16 protein-coding genes are annotated in these 20,190 nt (G+C 72.0%); 6 read left to right on the top strand and 10 right to left on the bottom strand.

The features are described from left to right. Nucleotides 1-111 precede the first annotated feature (111 nt). Entirely contained in the window at nt 112-1,044 is a 933-nt protein-coding gene (locus HAV39_RS19130; RefSeq protein ID WP_191840573.1) for a sensor histidine kinase, read from the top strand. A 24-nt stretch (nt 1,045-1,068) separates the two neighbouring features. On the opposite strand, the gene HAV39_RS19125 is transcribed toward HAV39_RS19130, so the two are convergent. Both HAV39_RS19125 and HAV39_RS42270 read right to left on the bottom strand, forming a co-directional pair. Continuing rightward, nucleotides 1,069-2,115 carry a LacI family DNA-binding transcriptional regulator gene (locus HAV39_RS19125; RefSeq protein WP_191840572.1) on the bottom strand — a complete coding sequence of 349 codons (1,047 nt, stop codon included), beginning with the start codon at nt 2,113-2,115 and terminating at the stop codon, nt 1,069-1,071. An 82-nt stretch (nt 2,116-2,197) separates the two neighbouring features. Next, nucleotides 2,198-2,698 (bottom strand): hypothetical protein, encoded by a 501-nt coding sequence (locus HAV39_RS42270; protein ID WP_203736565.1) that lies wholly within the window; start codon nt 2,696-2,698, stop codon nt 2,198-2,200. Between the two features lie 205 nt (nt 2,699-2,903). Between HAV39_RS42270 and HAV39_RS19115 the strand changes: the two genes are divergently transcribed. Both HAV39_RS19115 and HAV39_RS19110 read left to right on the top strand, forming a co-directional pair. Then, nucleotides 2,904-4,160, top strand: a complete 1,257-nt coding sequence (locus tag HAV39_RS19115; protein WP_191840571.1) for an MFS transporter — start codon at nt 2,904-2,906, stop codon at nt 4,158-4,160. Nucleotides 4,161-4,226: 66 nt separating this feature from the next. Continuing rightward, entirely contained in the window at nt 4,227-4,526 is a 300-nt protein-coding gene (locus tag HAV39_RS19110) for a DUF2795 domain-containing protein (protein ID WP_170213058.1), read from the top strand. A 40-nt stretch (nt 4,527-4,566) separates the two neighbouring features. Here the strand turns inward: HAV39_RS19110 and HAV39_RS19105 are convergent, their stop codons facing one another. After that, a complete protein-coding gene (locus tag HAV39_RS19105) occupies nt 4,567-6,609 on the bottom strand; it encodes a carboxypeptidase-like regulatory domain-containing protein (protein WP_191840570.1) in 2,043 nt (680 codons plus the stop codon). Nucleotides 6,610-6,840: 231 nt separating this feature from the next. On the opposite strand from HAV39_RS19105, the gene thpR reads away from it, so the two are divergent. Together thpR and HAV39_RS19095 are read left to right on the top strand one after the other, a co-directional pair. Continuing rightward, the gene (gene thpR / locus HAV39_RS19100; protein ID WP_191840569.1) at nt 6,841-7,425 is read left to right on the top strand and encodes an RNA 2',3'-cyclic phosphodiesterase; all 585 of its coding nucleotides are present in this window, start codon (nt 6,841-6,843) and stop codon (nt 7,423-7,425) included. A 16-nt stretch (nt 7,426-7,441) separates the two neighbouring features. Continuing rightward, nucleotides 7,442-8,173: a class I SAM-dependent methyltransferase gene (locus HAV39_RS19095; protein ID WP_191840568.1), complete on the top strand. Its 732-nt coding sequence runs from the start codon at nt 7,442-7,444 to the stop codon at nt 8,171-8,173. Nucleotides 8,174-8,237: 64 nt separating this feature from the next. Here the strand turns inward: HAV39_RS19095 and HAV39_RS19090 are convergent, their stop codons facing one another. The 3 genes from HAV39_RS19090 to HAV39_RS19080 form a co-directional block, all read right to left on the bottom strand. Next, on the bottom strand, nt 8,238-13,175 hold the full coding sequence (locus HAV39_RS19090; protein ID WP_191840567.1) for a carbohydrate-binding protein: 4,938 nt from the start codon (nt 13,173-13,175) through the stop codon (nt 8,238-8,240). Nucleotides 13,176-13,239: 64 nt separating this feature from the next. Then, the gene (locus HAV39_RS19085; protein ID WP_191840566.1) at nt 13,240-14,184 is read right to left on the bottom strand and encodes a HoxN/HupN/NixA family nickel/cobalt transporter; all 945 of its coding nucleotides are present in this window, start codon (nt 14,182-14,184) and stop codon (nt 13,240-13,242) included. Then, the gene (locus tag HAV39_RS19080; RefSeq protein WP_191840565.1) at nt 14,181-14,858 is read right to left on the bottom strand and encodes a hypothetical protein; all 678 of its coding nucleotides are present in this window, start codon (nt 14,856-14,858) and stop codon (nt 14,181-14,183) included. The genes HAV39_RS19085 and HAV39_RS19080 overlap by 4 nt, the downstream gene beginning before the upstream one ends. Nucleotides 14,859-15,006: 148 nt before the next feature. Here HAV39_RS19080 and HAV39_RS19075 point away from each other — a divergent pair, with 148 nt between their 5' ends. Continuing rightward, entirely contained in the window at nt 15,007-15,591 is a 585-nt protein-coding gene (locus HAV39_RS19075) for a pyridoxamine 5'-phosphate oxidase family protein (protein WP_239120858.1), read from the top strand. Nucleotides 15,592-15,645: 54 nt separating this feature from the next. Here HAV39_RS19075 and hisS read toward each other — a convergent pair whose 3' ends face one another. The 4 genes from hisS to HAV39_RS19055 all read right to left on the bottom strand — a co-directional run bounded on the left by hisS (nt 15,646) and on the right by HAV39_RS19055 (nt 20,170). Next, a complete protein-coding gene (gene hisS / locus HAV39_RS19070; protein ID WP_191840564.1) occupies nt 15,646-17,157 on the bottom strand; it encodes a histidine--tRNA ligase in 1,512 nt (503 codons plus the stop codon). A gap of 360 nt (nt 17,158-17,517) precedes the next feature. After that, complete coding sequence (locus HAV39_RS19065; RefSeq protein ID WP_191840563.1) at nt 17,518-18,102, bottom strand: hypothetical protein; 585 nt, start codon at nt 18,100-18,102, stop codon at nt 17,518-17,520. A 62-nt stretch (nt 18,103-18,164) separates the two neighbouring features. Next, the gene (locus tag HAV39_RS19060) at nt 18,165-19,445 is read right to left on the bottom strand and encodes a hypothetical protein (protein WP_191840562.1); all 1,281 of its coding nucleotides are present in this window, start codon (nt 19,443-19,445) and stop codon (nt 18,165-18,167) included. Further along, nucleotides 19,442-20,170: an ATP-binding cassette domain-containing protein gene (locus tag HAV39_RS19055; protein ID WP_191840561.1), complete on the bottom strand. Its 729-nt coding sequence runs from the start codon at nt 20,168-20,170 to the stop codon at nt 19,442-19,444. Before HAV39_RS19055 ends, HAV39_RS19060 begins: the two co-directional genes overlap by 4 nt. Nucleotides 20,171-20,190 lie beyond the last annotated feature (20 nt).

Raw genomic sequence — 20,190 nt, 5'->3', positions numbered from 1 at the left:
TAACCGCTCGTCCGATCGGGTACCGCCCCCGCTATGGCATGGCAACAGGTGCCCCCATGGCTCGTGCCCCGCGAAGGCGCCGCCGCACCACCGCTCCCGGCCGCGTGACGCATGTCCGAACCTGCACCACGCGCACATGTCGGCTTCCCGTACCGCGGGGTCGCCGAGTACGTCAGCGGCACCCTGGCCTTCCTCCACACCGCCCTCGACGCCGGGAACCCGGTGCTGGTCGCCGTGCCCAGCGCGAAGCTGGAGATCCTGCGGGACTGTCTCGGCTCGTACGCCGAGCGGGTGCGGTTCACCGATCTGACCGTCGCCGGCCGCAACCCCGGCCGCATCCTGCCCGGCGTGCTGCTGGCCTTCGCCGACGAGTTCCCCGGCCGCGGCACGGCGATCGTCGTCGAGCCGCTGTGGCCGGGCCGGAGCCCGCTGGAGTATCCGGCGTGCGTCGCGCACGAGGCGCTGGTCAACCTCGCCTTCGCGGGCCGCGACGTGAGCCTGCTGTGCCCCTGCGACGCCGCCAACCTGGACCCGCACATGGTGTCCGACGCCCACCGCACCCACCCCGAGCTGCTGCTGCGCGGCGAGCGCCGGCCGAACCCGGCGTACGGCGACCCGCGCCAGACCGCGGCCTCGTTCCATCCGCCGCTGCCCGCTCCCCCGCCGCATGCGGCGACGATGCGCTACGACGCGGTGCACGACCTGGCCGGGCTGCGTTCCTTCGTGACCGGCCACGCGGCCGCCGCCGGGCTGAAGCCGGAGCGCTGCGACACGCTCGCCGACGTGGTGTCGGAGTTGGCCGGCGGCACCCTGGCGCACACCGACGGCCCCGGCGCGGTCAGTGTGTGGCCGGAACGCGACCTGGTGGTCTGCCAGCTGCGCGACTCCGGCCAGTTCACCGACCCGCTGGCCGGGCTGGTCCCGCCCACCGTGCGGCGCGGCACGGGCGCCCTGCTGGACGCCCACCTGCAATGCGATCTGGTACGCGTGCACGCGCGCCCCGGCGCGACCACCGTGCGCCTGCACATGGCCGTGCCCGACTGACCTCTGCCGGGCCGCGCGGGCGGCTCAGGCCGAGTCGCGGACGACGAGTTCGGTGGGCAGGACGGTGGCGTACTCGCGCGGCGCCTCACCGGCCGCGGCCGCGAGCAGGCCCTGCACGGCCGTCGCACCCATCAGCTCCACGGGCTGGCGCACCGTGGTCAGCGCCGGGCGCACCTGGGCCGCCAGCGCGTGATCGTCGAATCCGACCACGGCCACGTCGTCGGGGATGCGCCGGCCGGCCTGGCGCAGGTAGCGCACCGCGCCCGCGGCCATCACGTCGGACGCGGCGAACACCGCGTCGAGCTGCGGGCGCTGGTCGAGCAGGCGCTGCATGGCGTGCGCGGCGGACGCCTGGCTCCAGTCGCCGTACGCGACCGGCAGGTCGGTGCGTCCCGACGCCTGGATCGCGTCGCGGTAACCGGCGAGCCGGTCGGCCCCCGGCCCGGTGTCCGGCGGCGCGGCGATGTGCCCGATCGTCCGGTAACCCCTGCCCAGCAGGTATTCCACCGCGGCACGGGCGCCGCCGCGGTTGTCCGCGTCCACATAGGGCAGCTGGTACGGGTGCAGCGGCCGGCCGACCACGGTGATCGGCAGCCCGAGCGCGGCCAGCGAGCCGGACAGCGGCAGCGGGCCGTGATCCGACACGATGATCACCCCGGCCACGTTGCCGGCCCGCAGGTAGCGGCCCACGGTCTCGGCCAGCGTGCCGGACACGTTGGTGACCAGCAGCGGCAGGTCGTAGCGGGCCAGCTCGGTCTCCGCCGCGCCGAGGAAGCGGGCGAAGAACGGCTCGGTGTAGACCAGCCGGTGCCCGGCGTGCACCACCGCCGCGACGGCCCGCGCACCGGCTGACGAGCGCCCCCAGGCCGCCCGCCGCCGCCGGTAGCCGAGCCGGCTCGCCGCGTCGCAGACGCGCTGGTATGCCTCGGCGCTGACCTGGCTGGAGTTGTTGAGCACGCGCGAGGCGGTCGCGATGGAGACCCCGGCCGCGCGGGCCACCTCCGCCAGCGTGGCCGGGGTGGCCGCCCCGGCGGGTCCCGGGTGCGGCGTGGAAGCGCTCCCGTACGTCATTGGTGCACCATAGCCCGCTGTTCCGGGGCGGCGGTAGGGTTCGCGCGAGCCATCCGTCCGCAGTGGCCGGACGGCATTCGGCTCAGCCTGCGTAGACCAGGTCCATCGTGTCGGTGTGGCCCGGCCAGCTCAGCTCCAGCCGCCAGCAGCCCGCCCCCGGCAGGTCGATGATGGACGGACCCGGCCCGCCCTTGACCTCGCGGAGCACCGGCTCGCCCGTGCCGTCCCGCCGCGCCGTGATGGTCAGCGTGCCCGGCTCCGCCACCTCCCGCGACACCCACAGGATCTTGTTGCTGACGCCGTCCTTGCGGTCGTAGGTCAGCGGGTGCCCGAACAGCACCGCGGCGATCTCACCCCGCACCCCGATCACGTGCGTGGCGACGGCATCCCCGCTGAACCCGGCGTCCGCCCAGTCCGGCAGCCGACCATTCTCGATCTTCGTCGCGGCGCACCCTGGCGCGAGGGACACCGCCGCCGACGGGCTCGGCGCGGCGGGCGGCGGATCCTGCCCCGTGCAGCCGGCGGCCAGCGCGGCACAGGCGGCCAGGACGAGGGCGGCGGGACGCCTCAACAGTGCGGTCATGGAAGTCTCCCGGATCCGGGGTGGCGGTCATCCGGGACGAGTCGTGGCGCTTCCCGCCGGTTCCGGGCGGACGCCGCAGAATCCCTGCGGACTCCCTCGGGGCGACCGGACGAGCCGCGGCACGCGCCCGGCAGGCGGCGCCGATCCCCCGCCGGTGGCCGCGCCGCCTTGACCTCAAGCCTGGTTGAGCTGGCAGGCTGTGCCGATGCGCATGACGAATCGCCTGGTCCCGGCCGCCTACCGGGACGTGTCGCAGGTGCCGGGGTTCCGCCGCCTGCTGTCCGGCGAGGCCGTCTCCTACCTCGGCGACGGCCTGAGCATCGTCACGATCTCTCTGCTGGCCATCCGCATCGCCGCCCCGGAGCACGCGGCCCTCGTCGTCGGCGCGGCCGTCGCCGCGTACACGCTGCCCGCCGCGCTCGGCGCGCTCGCGCTGGCCCCGTGGCTGCGCCGCGTCGACGCGCGCACCCTGGTCACCGCCAACGCGCTGCTGCGGGCCGGCGGCCTGGGCGCGGCCGCCGCGCTGCACCTGCTCGGGCTGCTCTCCCCGGCCGGATACGTCGCCCTGCTGGCGGTCTCGTCACTGCTCGTCGCGTGGGGTTCGGCAGGCACCTACACGCTGGTCAGCCGGCTCGTGCCGGCCGAGCACCGGCTGCCCGCCAACACGCTGCTCGGCACCAGCCAGACCACCGCCATCATCGCCGGGCCGCCGCTGGCCGGGCTGCTGGTCGCCGCCACCGGCCCCGGTGTCGCGCTGGCCGTCGACGCGCTGACCTACCTCGTGCTGGCCGCGCAGCTGCGCCGTATCCCGGCCGTAGCCGCGCCGGCCGAGCCCGAGGCGACCCGTACGACCAGCGGTTTCCGCCTGCTGGCCCGGCGGCCGGAGCTGCTGGGCCTGCTCGCGCTCACCGCGGTCTTCTTCTTCCTGTACGGCCCCGTCGAGGTCGCGCTGCCGCTGTTCATCGTCGACACGCTCGACCGCTCCGCGGGCTTCCTGGGCGTCTACTGGGCCGTCTTCGGCGTCGGCGCGCTGCTCGGCGGCCTGCTCGCGGGCACCCTGCGGCAGGTGACGCCGTGGCCGTTCACCATCGTGGTCATCGCGGGCTGGGGCGCCGCGCTGCTGCCGTTCGGCTTCACCACCTCGACCTGGATCACCCTGGTCGGGCTGGCCGTCGGCGGCCTGATCTACGGACCGTTCCCCGCCTTCAACATCACCCTGTTCCAGTCCGCGGCCGACCCGGCCGACCTGCCCGCGGTGCTCGCCGCCCGGGGTTCGATCACCGTGGCGGCGGCCCCGATCGGGGCCGCGTTCGGGGGCCCGCTGGTCGCCTGGCTCGGGCCGGGCGGCACGCTGCTGGCCTCGGGCGCGGCGACCGTGGCGCTGGCCGTGGTCGCGGCAGCGCTGCGGCCGGCGAGCACGGCTCGGCGGCCCGTGCCGGCCGTCGCCACTCCCACGGCCTGAGCCGCCGGCGGCAGGAGTTTTGCCGAACAGCCCGTGCGATGCCCGTGGACGGCTCAGAGTCGAATGATGGAGAACCAAGCCTGGCTGCAGATGCAGCAAGCGTTACGCGATATCGACTTCCCGGCGGATAAGCACGCAATCTTCTCACACGTCATCGAATACACCAGCGACGGTGACGTGCTGAAACTGGCGCGGACGCTGCCGCCCGAGGTCTACCGGAACATGTCCGAGGTGCGCAGCTCGGTGCGGCTCGACCCGTCGGTCGAGGAGGGCACCACGGTCACACAGAAGGCGGCGCAGGCGCGCTCGCACAACAAGAAGGTCGCCTCGTACCTGCGCGAGGTCCCTGACACCGAGCTCAGCTGACCGGCGCGGCCGGGGCGGGCGGACCCGCCCCGGCCGGTTCTCACCGGGTGACGGTGACCGTCTTGGTGCCCGTGGTGGGGATGTTCACCGAGGTGGCGGTGGCGAAGTCGGCCCCGCCGTGCCAGAAGTGCTCGCCCTCGCCCCAGACCTTGAAGCGCACCTTCTGCCCGCCGAGCACCAGCATGTCGCAGGTCATCGCCGCACGGCGGCCGTCGCAGGCGCCGCTGGCCTCGCCGGTCGCCGCGTGGTAGGCGGCGTAGTAGCCGCCCACCGGCGCCTTGACGGTGACCTTGGTGCCCTTGAGCAGCCGGATGTCGTAAGGCACGCTCTTGCCCGCCCGGACCTTGACCTTCGTCGCACCGGACCGGCCGCCCGAGTTGCCGCTCCACTGCGGGGCGTGGCCGTCGGCGTAGAAGTGCACCGGCCACAGGTACGGCCCGAGGAAGTCGACGCTGTACCGGCCGTCGGTGGCCACCGGCACGGAGATGCCCCCGCCGCCGTTGCTGTAGTCGATGTTGCCGAACCCGACGTAGGCGTTCTTGGCGGGCGTGCCGTCGGCGGCCCGGACGGTGCCGGTGATGGTGCCCCGCCGGTCCAGCTTGATGGTCGGCCCGGTCACGGTCTCCCCGGCCACCGCGGTGACCACCGCGGCCAGGGTCTGGTTGCCGGTGCCGCCGTCGGCGGTCACCCACTGCGCGCCGTACGGCGAGGCGGTCTCCGCCCAGGGCTGCCCGTAGGCGAACAGCTGGTGGGGGCCGGGCTGCAGCCGGTCCAGGACCACCTTGCCCTCGCTGTCGCTCGGCATGCAGCCCATACCGATGCTCAGCGCGCTGGGCGCGGTCGCCTCCACGCAGAAGCCCGCGACCGGCGCCCCGGTCTGGGCGTCGACGACCGTCGCGGCGATCCGTGCCGTGCGGCTGAGCACGACGGCGACCTCCGCCATGGGACCCTCGGTGACCGTCACGGCGGCGAAGTTCACCGAGTTGTAGCCGTCGGCCCAGATCGAGTAGCTCTGCCGCCCGACCGGCACGCCGTAGACCGTGGCCGAGCCGTCGACGCCCTCGGCCTGCGACTGGCCGGCATGCACGCTGAAGGCCGGCACCGGCTCGCCGGTCACCGAGTCGGTCGCGGTGACCTGCACCGAGCCGTTCGCCAGCTGCGTGTCGTCGACGCGCGTGGTGGCGTCCGTGGTGACGGTCACCGGGTCGGCCTCGAAGCGGTCGCCCTTGCCGCGGGCGTACTGCGCGATGAGGCGGTTGTGGTCGGTGAACTGGACCGTGTACTCGGAAGGAAGGACCTCGACCCGATACTCCCCCGCCTCGTCGGTGGTGGTGTAGTAGTTGAGGTTGCCCTGCTCGTTGCGCACCGCCACGTCGACGCCGGCCAAGGCCACGCCGGCCCGGTCGGTGAAGCGGCCCGCGACGGTGCCGGTGCCCACCAGCGTGTCGTCCACGGTCACGGTCTGCCCGCCCGTCACCGTGTACCTCGTCGCGGAGGCGGAGTCGGCCGCACCCGGCGCGTACTGCTCCCTGGTCCAGTCGATCCGGAACGAGACCACGTAGACACCCTGCGACACCCGCAGCGAGTACCGGCCGTTCTCGTCGGTCTGCGCGGACACGCCGTCACCACTGCCGACCGGCCCGGCCGACACCGACACGCCCGCCATGCCGTTGCCGGCGCGGTCCCGGAACGTGCCCGTGATCGTGCCCAGCGGCAGCAGCTCGCCGTCGATGGTCAACTGAGCGCCCGGGGTCAGCAGGTAGCTCGACGATCCGTGGTAGGCCACCGTGCCGGGGGCGTACCACGTCTGGCGCCCGGACGCCCAGTAACTCACCCGGTAGACCCCGGCCGGGAGGTTCGGCAGCGTGTAGTGGCCGGTGTCGTCGGTGCTGGTGAAGCCCGAGCCGGCACCGCTGAGCGAGGAGGCCGAGACACTCACTCCGGCGGCCGGCAGGCCGCCGTCGGTGAGCCGCCCGGTGATGCTTGCCGTGTCGGCGGCCTGCGCCGGCGCGGCCAGCCCCAGGGTGCCGATGGCGAGCGCGAGGGCGAGCACGCCCAGTCGTCTCGCTGAAGTCTTCAACATGACGTCCTCGAGGGGTACGCGAAGCGTCGCCGCGATCGCATTGATGGGAGCCGCCCCGTGATCAAATGCGGCGTATCCGATTGTCCACGAGGGACTCATCCCGTGCGTGTCCCCCGAACGTCGCCGCACGCCATACGAACGTCCAGCCGCCCAGCTCGTAGCCCTGTCACCAGCTGCTGATCCGGGCACCCCGCAGACGGGCCCGGTGGCGGCTCGTTACCGTGTTCTGCCGTGCCACCTACGCAGCGTCTGTTCATCGCGGTCTACCCGCCCGCACCGGCCGTCACCGACCTGGCCGGCCTGGTCTCCCGCCTTGCCTTCACCCGGCCGCACCCCGAGGGCCTGTCGCTGCGGCCCGTGCCACCCGAGCAGTGGCACGTCACCGTGGCCTTCCTCGGCGAGCTCGACCCCGCCCAGCTCGACACCACGATCGCGGCGATGAACGCCGTCGCGTCGGCGACCCCGCGCGCCCCGCGGCTGCGCCTGTCCGGCGGCGGTCGCTTCCCCAACGGGCGAGCGGCGGCGATCTGGGCCGGCCTGCACGGTGACCTCGATGACCTGCACGAACTCGCGAACCGGCTGCGCGGCGCGCTGACCGAGGCGCGCGTGCCCTTCGACCCGCGCCCCTACCAGCCGCACCTGACCCTGGCCCGGCCCGGCGACCGGCTCGGCGCGGACGAGCTGCGCGAGATAATGGACCAGCTCGACGCGTACGCCGGACCGGTCTGGCCCGCGCCCGCCCTCATGCTCATGCGCAGCGACCACCCGGTGAGCAACCACTACACCGAGGTGTTCCGCGCGCCCCTGCCCACCTGACCCCTGAGGAGCCACCGTGGAACGCGACATCCGCACCGTCGACGACGTGCTGAGCCTGATGGACACCCTGTTCGCGCCGGGCGCCGACCGCTGGACCGCCGCCGACGGCGCCTCCTGGTGGGACGGCTTCTACACGGACCGCTCGCGCGAGGTGCCGTTCTTCGCCGCCAAGCCGGACGAGAACCTGGCCTCCTACCTCGACCGCGGGCTGGTCACCCCGGGCCGCGCCCTCGACCTGGGCTGCGGGCCCGGCCGCAACGCCGTGCACCTCGCCGCGCTGGGGTTCGAGGTCGACGCCGTCGACCTGTCCCCGGCCGCCCTGGCCTGGGCGCAGGACCGGGCCAGCGAGGCGTCGGTCGACGTCCGCTTCCTGTGCGGCGACGCGTTCGCGCTGGACCTGACCGGCCCGTACGACCTGATCTACGACTCCGGCTGCTTCCACCACCTGCCGCCGCACCGCCGCATCAGCTACCTGCGGCTGCTGGACCGGAGCCTGGCCCCGGGCGGCCACTTCGGCCTGAGCTGCTTCGCGGCCGGCGGCATGGGCTCCGAGGAGTCCGATGCCGACCTCTACCGCCATGGGCGGCTGCACGGCGGCCTGGCCTACACCGCGGAGTCCCTGCGCGGCATCTTCGCCGACCTGACCGAGGTCGAGCTGCGCCGGATGCACGACGAGCCGGCCGACTCCGCGCTGTTCGGCGAGCCCTTCCTGTGGACGGCGCTGTTCCGCCGGGCGGCCCGGCCCTGACGGCACAGCCTGGACACACGTCGGGCCGGGACCAGCACGGCCCCGGCCCGACGTGTCCGACCCGCTACTTGATCAGCTTCCAGGGACTGTTCGAGCCCGTGGCGGGAGCCTGGTTGCGGGTGTACCACTTCGCCTCGTAGACGTGGCCCTGGTACGACACCCGGTCGCCGGCGTCGTACACCGTCGTGGGCGTCCAGGCGGCGGGGCTGCCGTCGGCGGGCGGCGGAGCCTGCTCCTCCCAGGGACCGTTCGGATCGCCCGGGGCCTGGTTGCGGGAGTACCAGCGCGCGCGGAACCTCTTGTCCTGGTGGACCACGACGTCGCCGCCGTTGAAGATCCGTGACGCCGTCCAGATCGTGACGCCGTCCTCGGTCATGGCCAGTTCCTGCCACGGACCGTTCGCGTCGCCCGGCTTCTGGTTCTGCGCATACCAGGAGGCCTTGTAGACCCTGCCCTGGTAGACGACCTTGTCGCCCTCCTTGTACGCCTTCGACGCGACCCAGGCCGGCGGCAGGTTCACCGTCACCGTGCCGCTGCCCTGCGCCGCTTCGAGCTGAGCGGTGCCGGCGTACGACGCGGTCAGCGGGTGGCTGCCCGCCGCGAGGCCCACCGGCAGGGTGAACGTCGCGGTGCCGTCGGTCGTGGTGACCGAGCCGCGCACCTTGTCGCCCTCGCGCAGCTCCACGGTGCCCGCCACGGGCAGGCTGCCCGCGGCGACCTTGACCGTCACCTTCGCCGCCGTGCCCCAGTCCACCGGGGCCGAGGTCACCGTGACCGCGGGTTTGCCCTTGCCGGTGCGGAACACCGCGGGCTGCGCCACGGCCACGCCGTCGTCGGCGCTGCGCGCCGAGACGATCCAGGCGTACGACGTCACCGGTGCGAGCCCCGACCAGGTCACCGTGGCCGTGCCGTTCGCGGCCACCTGGTCGGAGCCGATGACGCCCGCCGGCACGTAGACCGCCAGGGAGTCGGTCGACAGCGACGTCTTGCGGCTGGTCAGGTCGACCGGCAGGGTCAGGTTGTCCTCCGCGCCGTTGTAGCGCGGCTTGGTCTGGCTGCCGTCGGCGCGGATGTCGAACTCGGTCGCCCCGAAGGTGTCGAGGAACGGCGAGTACGTGTCGATGTGCATCTCGGCGTTCTTGACGTCGAACTGCATCAGCCGCAGGAAGCTCGCACCGAACTGCAGCCGGTCGGCCGCCTTGTGGTCGATGACGCCGTCGCCGTCGACGTCGATGTTCCCGCTCGCGTCGACCTTGTCGGGCCACAGGTCGCTCGCGGGCACCGTGTAGAACTGGTAGTCCGCCAGCAGCTCGACGACGTCGTGCGACACCGTCACGCCGACCTTCGACTTCAGGTTGATGCCCACGCCGTGCTCGTGGCCGGCGAGGATCAGGAACACGTTCGGGTTGTTCTCGACGACGCCCTTGTAGAGGGCGGAGCCGTCCGGGTCGGAGAACGCCGCCCCGCGGCCGTCCGCGTTCGCCGACGGCTTGAGGTAGTCGTGGGACAGCAGGATCCCGTTGCGGTCCTTGAACCGCTTGAAGATCGAGTCAGCCCACCGCGCCTCGGCCGGGGTGACGCCGTAGGACAGGCCGACCGCGACGAAGTCGAGGCCGCCCGCGCTGAACAGCACGTAGTTGTTCTGGTTGTCCCTGCCCGGGGTGACCGTGCCGTCGGCGTTCGCCACCTCGTCCCACGCGTGGTACGACGCGCCCGCGGGCCAGCCCTTCGCCACGCCGTAGTACCGGTCGGCGCTGAACGTCCTGCTGAACCGGGAGTTCGAGCCGGTCTCGGCGCCGAGCTGGTTGTCGTGGTTGCCGGCGATGACCTGGTTCACCACGCCGCCGTCGTCGAGGATCTTCTGGTAGCCCGACGAGACCGCCAGCTCCTTCTCGACCTGCTCGTGCAGACCGGGCCGGAGCAGCGTGCCGTCGGCGTTCTTCGCCAGCGGGTCGTAGTAGTCGTTCTCGATGACGTCACCGGTGTGCGCCGAGTACGCGATCTTGCGGCTCTTCGCGTTGTCGGCGATCCACTGCGCCTCCGCGCGGTAGGCCGCCTGCCAGATGGCCTGCTCCTCCGCCGCCATCACGTCCGACGGCTCGGACTTGCCGTCCCAGTCGTCGTACGTGCCGCCGGCCGCGCCCTCGGTCAGGTACTGCGTGTCGGTGAAGTGCGAGATCGCGAAGTCGTACGTGTCCGCGTCCTCGAAGTGGTTCTTGTCGAGCGCCGCCGACGCGTCGCGCGGCGACAGGTCGTCGGCGAACGGGTCCTCACCGGTGACCAGCACGTGCACGGTCGTGCCGTCCCGGTAGCCGGCGGCCAGCGGCGCGGTCAGCACCGTGCTGCGGGCGGCCTGGCCGCGAGAGCTGGTCAGTACCGTCCACTTCGCGGCGGCCGGGTCCCACACCCGCAGCGCGACGACCCGCTTCGGGTCGATCGTGCCCTCCCAGCGCAGCGTCGGCGACGCCGCATTGGCCGCCACGGTCAGGTCGTACCGCTGGAACACCACGTCCCGGCCGGACGGCGTGTCGACCGCCTGCCCGTCGAGCGGCCGCAGCGAATCGACCTTCACGGCCCCGTCGTGGGCGACGTCGAGCGTGGTTGGCACGGTGACCGCCTCGCCCTGGTAGCCCGCGGTCGGCAGGACCACGTCGGCCTTGGTGAAGGTCGCCGTCAGCGGTACGCCCTGCTCGCCCGGGATCCGGGCGGACAGCCGCGCCGCCGGGACGTTGGGGTCGCCCACCGTCGCGGTGAGCTCCGCCGGCACGTCCGGGATGCTCGCGCTGGTGAAGCGGATCAGCCGGGTGCCCGTGTTGCCGAGCGCGTCGGTCGCCGTGACGGCGATCGTGTGCGCCCCGGCGGGCAGGCCGTGCCCGATCTCGTCGCCCTGCGCGACCGGCTTGCCGTCCAGGGTCATCGCCGGGGTCCCGACGATGCCCGAGGCGTCCTTGACCTTGACGTTGAGCGCCACCGTCGCGACCAGCTTCTGGCCCTCGGCCGGCACGCTGCCGTCGATCTCCGGCGCGGTGTTGTCGACGGTGAACCGGCGGGTGGACGTCTTGCCCCCGACGACGGCCGCGATGGTGTGCCGCCCGTCGGCCAGCTTCGTCGTGTCGACGTCGGCCCGCGTGCCGAGCACCGGCAGTGCCGCTCCGTCAGCGGCGGTGACCTCGAACAGCATCGCCTTGACCAGCGCGCTGTTGAAGCTGCTGCCGCAGGTGCCGTCACCCATGTGCACGGTCACCGGCGAGCCCGCCGGGTAGCTCGCCGCACCGATGGTGACGGTGCTCTGCGCGAGCTGCCTGGTCAGCTGCGCTGCCTTCGCGCCCACCGGGGCGAGGGCGAAGTCGCGCAGCGTGAAGTCGTCGAAGTTGTCGCAGCCGCCCGGCTTGGCGCTGCCGTGGTCGCTGCCCGCGACGAACTCCAGCACGTTGACGCCCGGCACCAGCCACTCGTTCGGGAAGGCGAGATCGGCCGTCTCCTTCTCCCACACCCCCATGTCCAGCGGGATGCCGTTGATCAGAACCTTGTTGTCGTACCCGTTGTCGGTGCCGTTGCCGCCGATGAACATCCGCAGGTGCGCGTCGCCGCCACTGCCCAGCGTGCCGACGGTGCGCGTCGTCGGCGCGCCCGCGATGTCGAAGTGCAGCTCGGCGTCCTTGTTCGGCCCGCACGTCCCGTCGCCCAGCGCCAGCGAGGCGGCCGTCGTCTCGGCCTTCGTCTCCGTCGTCCCGGTGGTCGTCACCAGGTACGTCGTGCCCGACGTGACCGTGCCCGGCAGGCTCAGCGAAAGCTTCGCCGAGGTCCGGGTCACCTTGAAGTCGTCGTGGTTGGCGCAGGTCGCGCCGTTGGCGGTGCCGTTGTAGTCGCCCGTGCGCAGCTGGACGACGTTGTCGCCGGAACGCAGGAACCGGGTCGGGAACCGCAGGCTGACGTCCTCGGCCCCGTACCCGCCGTAGTCGCCGCCGAGGTCGACGCGGTTGCCGTTGACCAGGACGAAGTTGTGGTACTTCGCCTCGGCCGAGTTGCCGGCCTCGATCGTCAGCCCGAGCGTCGCGGTGCCCGCGGCGAGGGTCTCCGGGTTCGCCGCCGGAGCGTCGTCGATGGACAGCGACTCGACCGTGTCCGCGCTGCCGTTCGGCAGCGCCGCCGTGACCAGCTGCGTGCCGCGGGCCAGCGCGCCGTCGGCGGGCGTCACCTTCGCCGCCCCCGCCGGAGCGTTGTTGACCTCCACGGTGACGCTGGTCCGCGCGCCCGACGCCGTCGTCGCGGCGACCGTGTGCGTGCCGTTGGACAGCTTCGTCGTGTCGAGGTCGGCGCGCAGGCCCGCGGTGCTGCCCGGCTCGCCGGACACCACGAACGTCAGCGGCTGGCTCAGCAGGCGCTTCGATGTGCCGCAGGTGCCGTCACCGAAGCTGTAGCTGAACGCGTTCTGCTCGCCGTCGGCCACCACCCCGAGCAGGCCCAGGCCGATGCTGCTCAGCGCGAAGTCGTCGTAGTTCGGGCAGCGCAGGCCCTCCCCGTACGGCAGCTGCTCCACCCCGACCGCGGTCGTGCTCGTGGTGTCGACCCAGTTGGCGCCCGCCTTGACGGTGATCGTGTTGGTCCCGGCCTGCAACCACGAGCCCGGGAAGTCAAGCGTGCCGCGCGTGCCGCCGGCGACGTCGGGGAGGAAGACCCGGTCGGCGTCCGCGGTGTGCCCGTTGACGACGACGTAGTTGTGGTAGCGGGCCTCGGTGCCGTTGCCGCCCATGTCGAAGCTCAGGTGCGCGGTTCCGGCGGTCGGCGCGGCGGGGACCGTCGCGCCGTCGACGGTGAGGGAGACGACCGAGTCGCCCTCGACGGTCGGACCCGCCTCGACACCCACGGTGCCTTCGAGGGTCTGGCCTTCCCGCAGGCCGAGGGTCGGCCCGTTGCTCTGCGCCGACGCCGGCGAACCGTCGGCGGCTACCGCGGCGACGATCGCGGTGCTCGCACCGGCGACGAGCGCCAGGGCGAGCACCGGACCGAGTAAGCGCGGGTGCCTCCGTCCCAGTCGGAAACGGTGGATCATGAGGGGTGTCTCCTTAGGTGACATTCGTGAGCTGCACCGCTGCGACAGCGGTGATGCCGACGCCGAACACCGTGATGCCGGCGGCGGCGAGAACAGGGGCCACCCGGGTGGCGAGGTGAAGCAGGCCGCTCGACCGCGAGCCGCGTGCGACCAGGGATCCGCCCGCGAGAGCCAGCACGCCGACCCCGAACAGCACCACGGCCATGCCGATGCCGAACGTCATCACCAGCAGCAGCGCGAACCCGGGCCGCCCGATGAACAAGCCGGTCACCAGCACCAGGAAGGCCGCCGGAGACGGGGTGAGCCCGCCGGAGATGCCGAGCAGCACCAGACCGGGCCGCTTGCCCGCGCCGTCCCCGTGGGTGTGTCCATGTCCGTGCGCGTGGTCTGTGCCGTGGTCGTGCGCGTGGTCTGTGCCGTGGTCGTGCGCGTGGTCTGTGCTGAGTGCGGAGCCGTGGTCATGCGTGTGGCCGTGTTCAGCGCTGTGCGCGCTGTCGATGCCGTGCGAGTGAAGGTGGCCGTGACCGTGACGGTGACCGTGGCTGTGGCCGTGACCGTGGCTGTGGCCGTGCGATCCGGCGTGTGCGCGGACGTGCCGTCGCACCAGGGCGAGGCCCGTGGCCAGCACGATCAGTCCGGCGAGCAGTTGCAGCCAGCTGGTCAGCTCCGCCATGCGCAGGACGTCCGAGAGGGACAGGAACGTCCAGGCCAGGCCGATGACGAGGACCGAGACGGTATGCATGACGGCGACCGAGCCGCCGAGCCAGGCGGCGTCGCGGATCCGGCCGCGCGACCCGATGAGGTACGCCGCAGCCAGGCTCTTGCCGTGCCCTGGCGCGACCGCGTGCGCCGCACCCGCGATGAACGCGAGCCCGAACGCCAGCGGCGGCACACCCGGCGCTTGGATGATGTTCTGCAGCTGGTCGGCGACCGACACGGCGGACGCGGCGGCACTCATCCGGCGACCCGCCGACGGCGACCGAACCGGCGGAACAGCGCCAGCGCGCCGACCGCGACGAGCAGCACCCCGCCCAGCACGGCGGCGATCTGCACGGCCGCGCTGCGGCCCAGGTCCGCACCGGCCGGCGGGGGCGCGTCTCCGAGCACCCAGTCGTGGGCGGGCTGGTCGGCGGTGTACACCGCGCGGGCCCCGCCGGGGCCGCTCGCCATGGTGCGGTAGGCCGGGTTCAGGTCGGTCAAGGTCCGCACCGCGACCGCGACCGTGCCGACCGGCCCGGGACACGTGTAGTCGATGGTCACGCCGGTCCGCGCCAGGTCGCTCGACGGTGTGACCGTGCCCGCGCAGGCCCGGCCGCCACTGTCGACCGTGATCTGCTTCAGCAGGTAGGCGGTGAAAGCGCCGGACGGCCCGATCGTCGCCGCATCCGCGTCCTGGAAGAAGACCGCGCCGTCGAGCATGACCCGGTCCTGCGGGAGCAGGCCGAGCGCGACCCCGAGCAGGGTCAGGTCGTCGGCGCCGCCGACCTTCCAGCGCACGTGCACGACCGCGGGGCGGGCGGTGTCGGCCGCGATGGCGACGGTCTGCGGATCCCCGAACGGGTGCGCGCCCGCCGGGGCGGCCGGGACCAGCACGGTCGCGGCCAGCGCCACCAGCGCGAGGACGATCGACATGCCACGGCACGGTCGATGTGCGAATGGAGACAAGGACGAAGCTCCGGTTCCCTGGGCTGCGTCGCGCCGAGGACGCGACCAGCCGAGGACTCTGCCGAGCCTTCACGAACTCACCGAGTGGCCTCGGTGATCAACGGGGATTGCCCGCGTGAACAGTAAGTTGATCAGCACCCGCCGGGGCGGTGGCGGTTACCGTGGCGGAGTGCGCGAAACACCGGAAGACCTCGTCGAACTCCAGGCCCTGCTGCACGCCTCCCTGTCCCGCTCCACCTCGCATCTCCGCTCGATCATCAACGCGGAACGCACGCTGACCGCGGCGCAGCTCACGCAGGTCCTCACCGGGATGTGCACGCTCGCCCTGTCCACCGTGACCGCGAAGGGCGAGCCGCGGATCAGCGGGGTGGACGGGCACTTCCTACGTGGGAAGTGGCATTTCGGCACGGCACGCACCGCCGCCAAGGCCCGCCACCTGGCCGCCCGGCCCGCCGTCAGCGCCGCCCACCTGCGTGGGGAAGATCTGGGCGTGTTCACGCACGGCCAGGTGGAGATCCTCAACCCCGCGCAGGGCGAGCCGGCCGCCGACTGGCCGGAGCTGCTGGCCTACTTCAAGGACTGCTACGGCGCCGACGCCTTCGACTGGGACCGCGAGGTGGTCTACTACCGGCTGCATCCCCAGTGGATGACCGTGTACGCCCCCGACTTCGAAAAGCTCACGGCCACGTCCCCAGCGTGATCGGGACGTGGCCGTGCCTCGCGACGTGCCACTAGCGGGCGACGATCGCGGACCTCATCGTTCGGCTTCCCACTTGGCCAGCAAGTCTGCGGCTCCTGTCACACTGCTCGCCGTCCGCATACCTGACACGAGATCCTTGACCGAGACCGTGCCCTCCGGGTCGAGAGTCAGCACATACCGCGCGCCGCGGCTGTCGGCGTACTTCATCTGCGCCCCGTGCTTGGCGTCCCGGGCCGGGAAGAGGTCGACGTCGAACGTGCCCGTCGCGCGCACCGCAGCCGCGATGCCCGCCAGGGCGACGGAGTCGCACTCCGGGCCCCGCGTCACCACGACGAGCGTGCGCTGCCGCCCGCTCTTGGGCAACCTGTCCAGGCCCTCCAGCGCGGAAAGGATCCGGGAGACGCCGATCGTGCCGCCGACGCCGGGCAGCTTCCGGGCGGTGTAAAGGCCGGAGAGGTTGTCGTAGCGCCCGCCGCCGCCGATGCTGCCGACCTCGGGCGCCCACTCGTGCATCACCTCGAAGACCACCCCGGTGTAGTAGTCGAGGCCGCGCACGATGCTCGGATCGAACCGCACGAGGTCCGACCGGCCGGTGGCGGCGGCGACGAGGTCGAGCACCTGGCGCACCTCCGCCAGACCGGCCTCCCCTTCGGCCGACGCGCCGACCAGCTCCGCCATCCTGGCCAGCGTCTGCTCGTTGGTCTGCTGGCGGCAGCCGACCACCGCGAGGATGCGGTCGACGGCGGCGGAACTCACGCCGACTCCGCCCAGCTCGGCCACCACGCCGCCGGGCCCGATCTTGTCGATCTTGTCGAGCGCCCGGAGCACGGCCACGATCCGGTCTCCCAGCCGCAGATTCTCCAGCAGTCCGTTGAGGATCCGCCGGTTGTTCAGCCGGAGGACGAGCGGGCCGATCTCCATCCGCAGCAGCGCGGTCTGGATGATCGACAGGATCTCCGCGTCCGCTGTCACGCCGGTGTCGCCGATGATGTCGGCATCGCACTGCAGGAACTCGCGATAGCGGCCACGCTGCGGACGCTCCCCGCGCCAGACGTAGCCGATGTTGAACGCCCGCAGCGGCAGCGTCAGCCGGGCGTGGTGCTGCGCGACGAAACGCGCCAGCGGAACAGTCAGGTCGAAACGCAGCGCGACGGCCCTGCCGCCCTGGTCCTCGAACTCGAACATCTGCTTGTCCGACTCCGCGCCGCCCTTGCCCTTCAGAATCTCGGCGTACTCGACGGCCGGAGTCTGGATGGGATCGAAACCGAAAGAGGTGAACACGTCCTCGATCGCCATGATCATGCGGCGGCGGTGCTGTCCGGCGGCGGGCAGGATGTCGGTGAAACCACGCAGGGTACGGGGTTGGATGATCTGTTCGCTCACGGAGCTTCTACTTCCGGTCAGACGACGGATGGGCCACGGTCCGGAATCCGGGGCCACCACCGTGACCAGCTCCTTACATCGCACACCGTGCGGCGCGTCGTGGAGCGGGCAGGCCGAGCAGCGGCCCCCCGATATGGTCCACGCCCACCGCGATCGATCGCGTCCCACCGGCTCGTCGCGCACTGGCGACGGAGACCTCGAACGGCAAGGCGACGGCCCGGCCGACGGGCTGGAAGCCGCTGCGGATCGCGGCCATGACCTGCTGCTCCAACGCGACCGACCGGATCAGCCGATCAGGAACGCCCGCGAGCGGCTCGCGCGCCATCTGTTCGACCTCCCCCGTTGACGTCTGTCCCGATAAAGGGGAGGCCCGTCAGCCACACCACCGTACTTTCCACCCCCGAGACCGTCAACCTGCTCGATCTCTCCGAACAGGCGACCAGCTGGGTGTCGACCCCGTCCTTGCCCGGCGCGGCCGGCCTGTCTTTCGCCATGTCGTCATCAGCGAGCGCGGGTACCGCATCGATCAGGGAACGTGGCGCCTTACGGCGCCGACCGGATGTGCGCCGGCAATCCTCCGCCGACAGGGCCGATCCTGGCACTGCCACCACGAAACACGTATCCGGCCAGCGCGAGCCCGTACCACGATCCCGCCGCGGCGAGCTGCTCCAGCGTGGCATCGGCCTCCATGACGGGGGCCCACCAGTAGTAACGGGGTTCGTTGGGTGGGAAGCCGAACATCATGCAGACGACGGTGTAGCCGAGCACCGGCAACCACGCCATGTGCGAGAACCCGCTGCTGACGGCGAGCAGTGCGATTCCGGTGTAGATCAGCATGTTGCGCACGGTCGCGGCCGGGTCGGTCGGCGCATCCGCCAGCTGCCCCACCTCCGCGGCGGCGGTCGCCGCCGCGGTCCAGCCGATCGCCCACAGGAACCTGGCGACCCGGGCCCTGGCCGGGTCGGGAAGCGGTAGGCCGGCTTCGTTGTGGCATGCCGTCGCGGCCGCGACGCCGCCGATGGCGGGCAACAGCAGCATCACGGAGACTTCGGCGAAGAACCGGACGACACCGAGGTCCTGGATCGTCGCCTGCGCCAAGAACCACGACGAGAGTGCGGTCAGCGCCACGATGTTCAGTGCCGGCCGGGTGGCGTGCACCGAGGCCCAGGCGCGAGCCGTCGACACGTTGCTCAACTGCGGCCGTCCAGCTCACAGCGCTGGAAGTCCTCGACCATCACTTGAGCCTCGGCGGGGTTCAGCACGCGGAACTCGGCCGGAACGGGACGGTCGAGGCGGTGGTCGGCGATCTGCATCCAGGTCATGAACAGGGAGAAGTACCTGGAGTGGTAGGCCTGCCAGTCGAGGTCCACCGTCATGGGATCGACGCCTGGCCCCAGCTCCTTGCAGTGCCACGGCGAGACGAGGCTTTCCACCAGGAGTTCCAAGGGAAGCTGCCCCTGCTCGTAGACCTCGGCAGGCAGCCAGAGGCGCTGGACGGCAGGCCCGGAGGGGAGGTAGGTCCGGCTCTGCTCCAGCACTCGCTGCGGCACGAGCGCCTGGTAGCCCTTGTGTTTTGCCTTGTCCATCAGCTGCTGCACCTGCGGCACGACCAGATCGGTATAGCGCCGGTGCTCGTCGAACAGGCAGATCTGCGGGGCGTCGCCCGTGCAGACGTCCGGCGGGACCGGCACGTCGACCTGGCGGTTGTTGGGGAACAGCGCCGGTGCGAAGGCGAGCAGGCCAACTGCGGCGCAGGCCGCTGCCCATCCTGCGGCCGATGGCATCCGCATTCCTGAGCGCGACCGCACCCGCAGCGTGACGAGCAGCAGTGCGGTCGTGAAGAGCAGGATCGCCTGCCCGCCGAGGTAGGCGGCGTTGTAGGTGCGTCCCAGCAGCGTGATGGTGGCGCCGCCGAACTTGAGCAGGCGGAACTGCTGGTCGCTGTCGAAGGCGTTGCTCAGCGTGTAGTTGAGCACGAAGCTGCTTGTGGCGCCGAGCAGCCCTGCCACGAGCGGCGAGGCGAACCTGCCCAGGGCGGACCCGAGGGCGACGTACCAGAAGATGGCCAGCACCTGCACCGACACCGATGCGATGATCGCCCACCAGCCGGCGCTCGGTTGCCTCACCTGCCCGACGAGCAGCGCCACGGCGATGGTCGCCATGTGCGCCGCAGCGACGGGTGCGGCGCACCACAGCGCAGCACGCAGGTACACCCGCTCCGGGCGGGGGACCGACAGCACCAGGTGAATGTTTCCCGGGCGGGTCAGCCGAGCCGCGTCGACCGCTGCGACTCCGGCGCTGACCGGGCCGAGGACGAACAGCGCGACCGCGAACCAGTCCGCGGTCCACATGCCTTCGCCTCGCCAGGGCATGCCCCGCTGGAGGAACGTGACGACGTCGAGCACGATGGCCGGCAGCACCAGCCACGGACCGATCAGTGTGTGGACCGCATACCCGAGCTTCGTCCTCATTCGCTCGCTCCCGTCATGAGAACCGCGATGGCCCGCTCCAGATCGGTGTCGCCAGGCGCGTCGTCGGTGGCGTGCGCCTCCAGTGACGCCACGTCGCCGTCGTAGGCGACCTGCCCCTCGCCAAGGATCACCACCCGATCGGCCAGCCCGCGTACATCCTCCACCAGGTGCGTCGACACGATGACGATGCGGTTGCGGCTCACTGCGGCGACTGCCTCGCGCAGCGCGATGCGCTGGCGCGGGTCCAGCCCGACAGTCGGCTCGTCTAGCAGAAGCACCAGCGGGTCGTGGACGAGAGCATGCGCGATGCCCAGACGACGACGCATGCCACCGGACAGGGTGCCGATGCGTGCGTTCCGGCGATCGGACAGACCGACCTGGTCGAGTGCGTGCGATGCGGCGCCCGCTCGGTCCCGCCTGGGCACCCGCTGCAGCCAGGCCACGTGGTGGAGGAACTCCTCGCAGGTGGCCGAGTTCGGCAGCTTCGGTTCCTGCGGCAGGTAGCCCAGCCCGGCCCCGCCGGTTTCGGCGACGACGCCGATTGAACCCGAGCTGGGCCGGTCCACGCCGGCAGCCAACCGGAAGAACGTCGACTTGCCGGCCCCGTTGGGGCCGACGAGGCAGGTGACGCCGGTGGCGACTTCCATGGTCAGCGGGCCCAGCCGGAATCCACTGCGGTAGCTTTTCGTCAATCGCTCGCACACGAGCCGGTCGTGCTCAGTCATTTTTCCTTCTTCAAAGCCGG

The sequence above is a fragment of the Catellatospora chokoriensis genome (assembly GCF_011297315.1).
In the GTDB taxonomy this organism is placed as follows: domain Bacteria; phylum Actinomycetota; class Actinomycetes; order Mycobacteriales; family Micromonosporaceae; genus Catellatospora; species Catellatospora citrea.
The sequence above is the reverse complement of the archived record's forward strand: the minus strand, read 5'-3'. Positions and strand labels throughout refer to the sequence as shown.

Coding starts and splice junctions, on each gene's coding strand:
- HAV39_RS19130 (WP_191840573.1), top strand. CDS start 112: ATGTCCGAACCTGCACCACGCGCACATGTCGGCTTCCCGTACCGCGGG.
- HAV39_RS19125 (WP_191840572.1), bottom strand. CDS start 2,115: ATGACGTACGGGAGCGCTTCCACGCCGCACCCGGGACCCGCCGGGGCG.
- HAV39_RS42270 (WP_203736565.1), bottom strand. CDS start 2,698: ATGACCGCACTGTTGAGGCGTCCCGCCGCCCTCGTCCTGGCCGCCTGT.
- HAV39_RS19115 (WP_191840571.1), top strand. CDS start 2,904: ATGCGCATGACGAATCGCCTGGTCCCGGCCGCCTACCGGGACGTGTCG.
- HAV39_RS19110 (WP_170213058.1), top strand. CDS start 4,227: ATGGAGAACCAAGCCTGGCTGCAGATGCAGCAAGCGTTACGCGATATC.
- HAV39_RS19105 (WP_191840570.1), bottom strand. CDS start 6,609: ATGTTGAAGACTTCAGCGAGACGACTGGGCGTGCTCGCCCTCGCGCTC.
- HAV39_RS19085 (WP_191840566.1), bottom strand. CDS start 14,184: ATGAGTGCCGCCGCGTCCGCCGTGTCGGTCGCCGACCAGCTGCAGAAC.
- HAV39_RS19080 (WP_191840565.1), bottom strand. CDS start 14,858: ATGTCGATCGTCCTCGCGCTGGTGGCGCTGGCCGCGACCGTGCTGGTC.
- HAV39_RS19060 (WP_191840562.1), bottom strand. CDS start 19,445: ATGAGGACGAAGCTCGGGTATGCGGTCCACACACTGATCGGTCCGTGG.
- HAV39_RS19055 (WP_191840561.1), bottom strand. CDS start 20,170: ATGACTGAGCACGACCGGCTCGTGTGCGAGCGATTGACGAAAAGCTAC.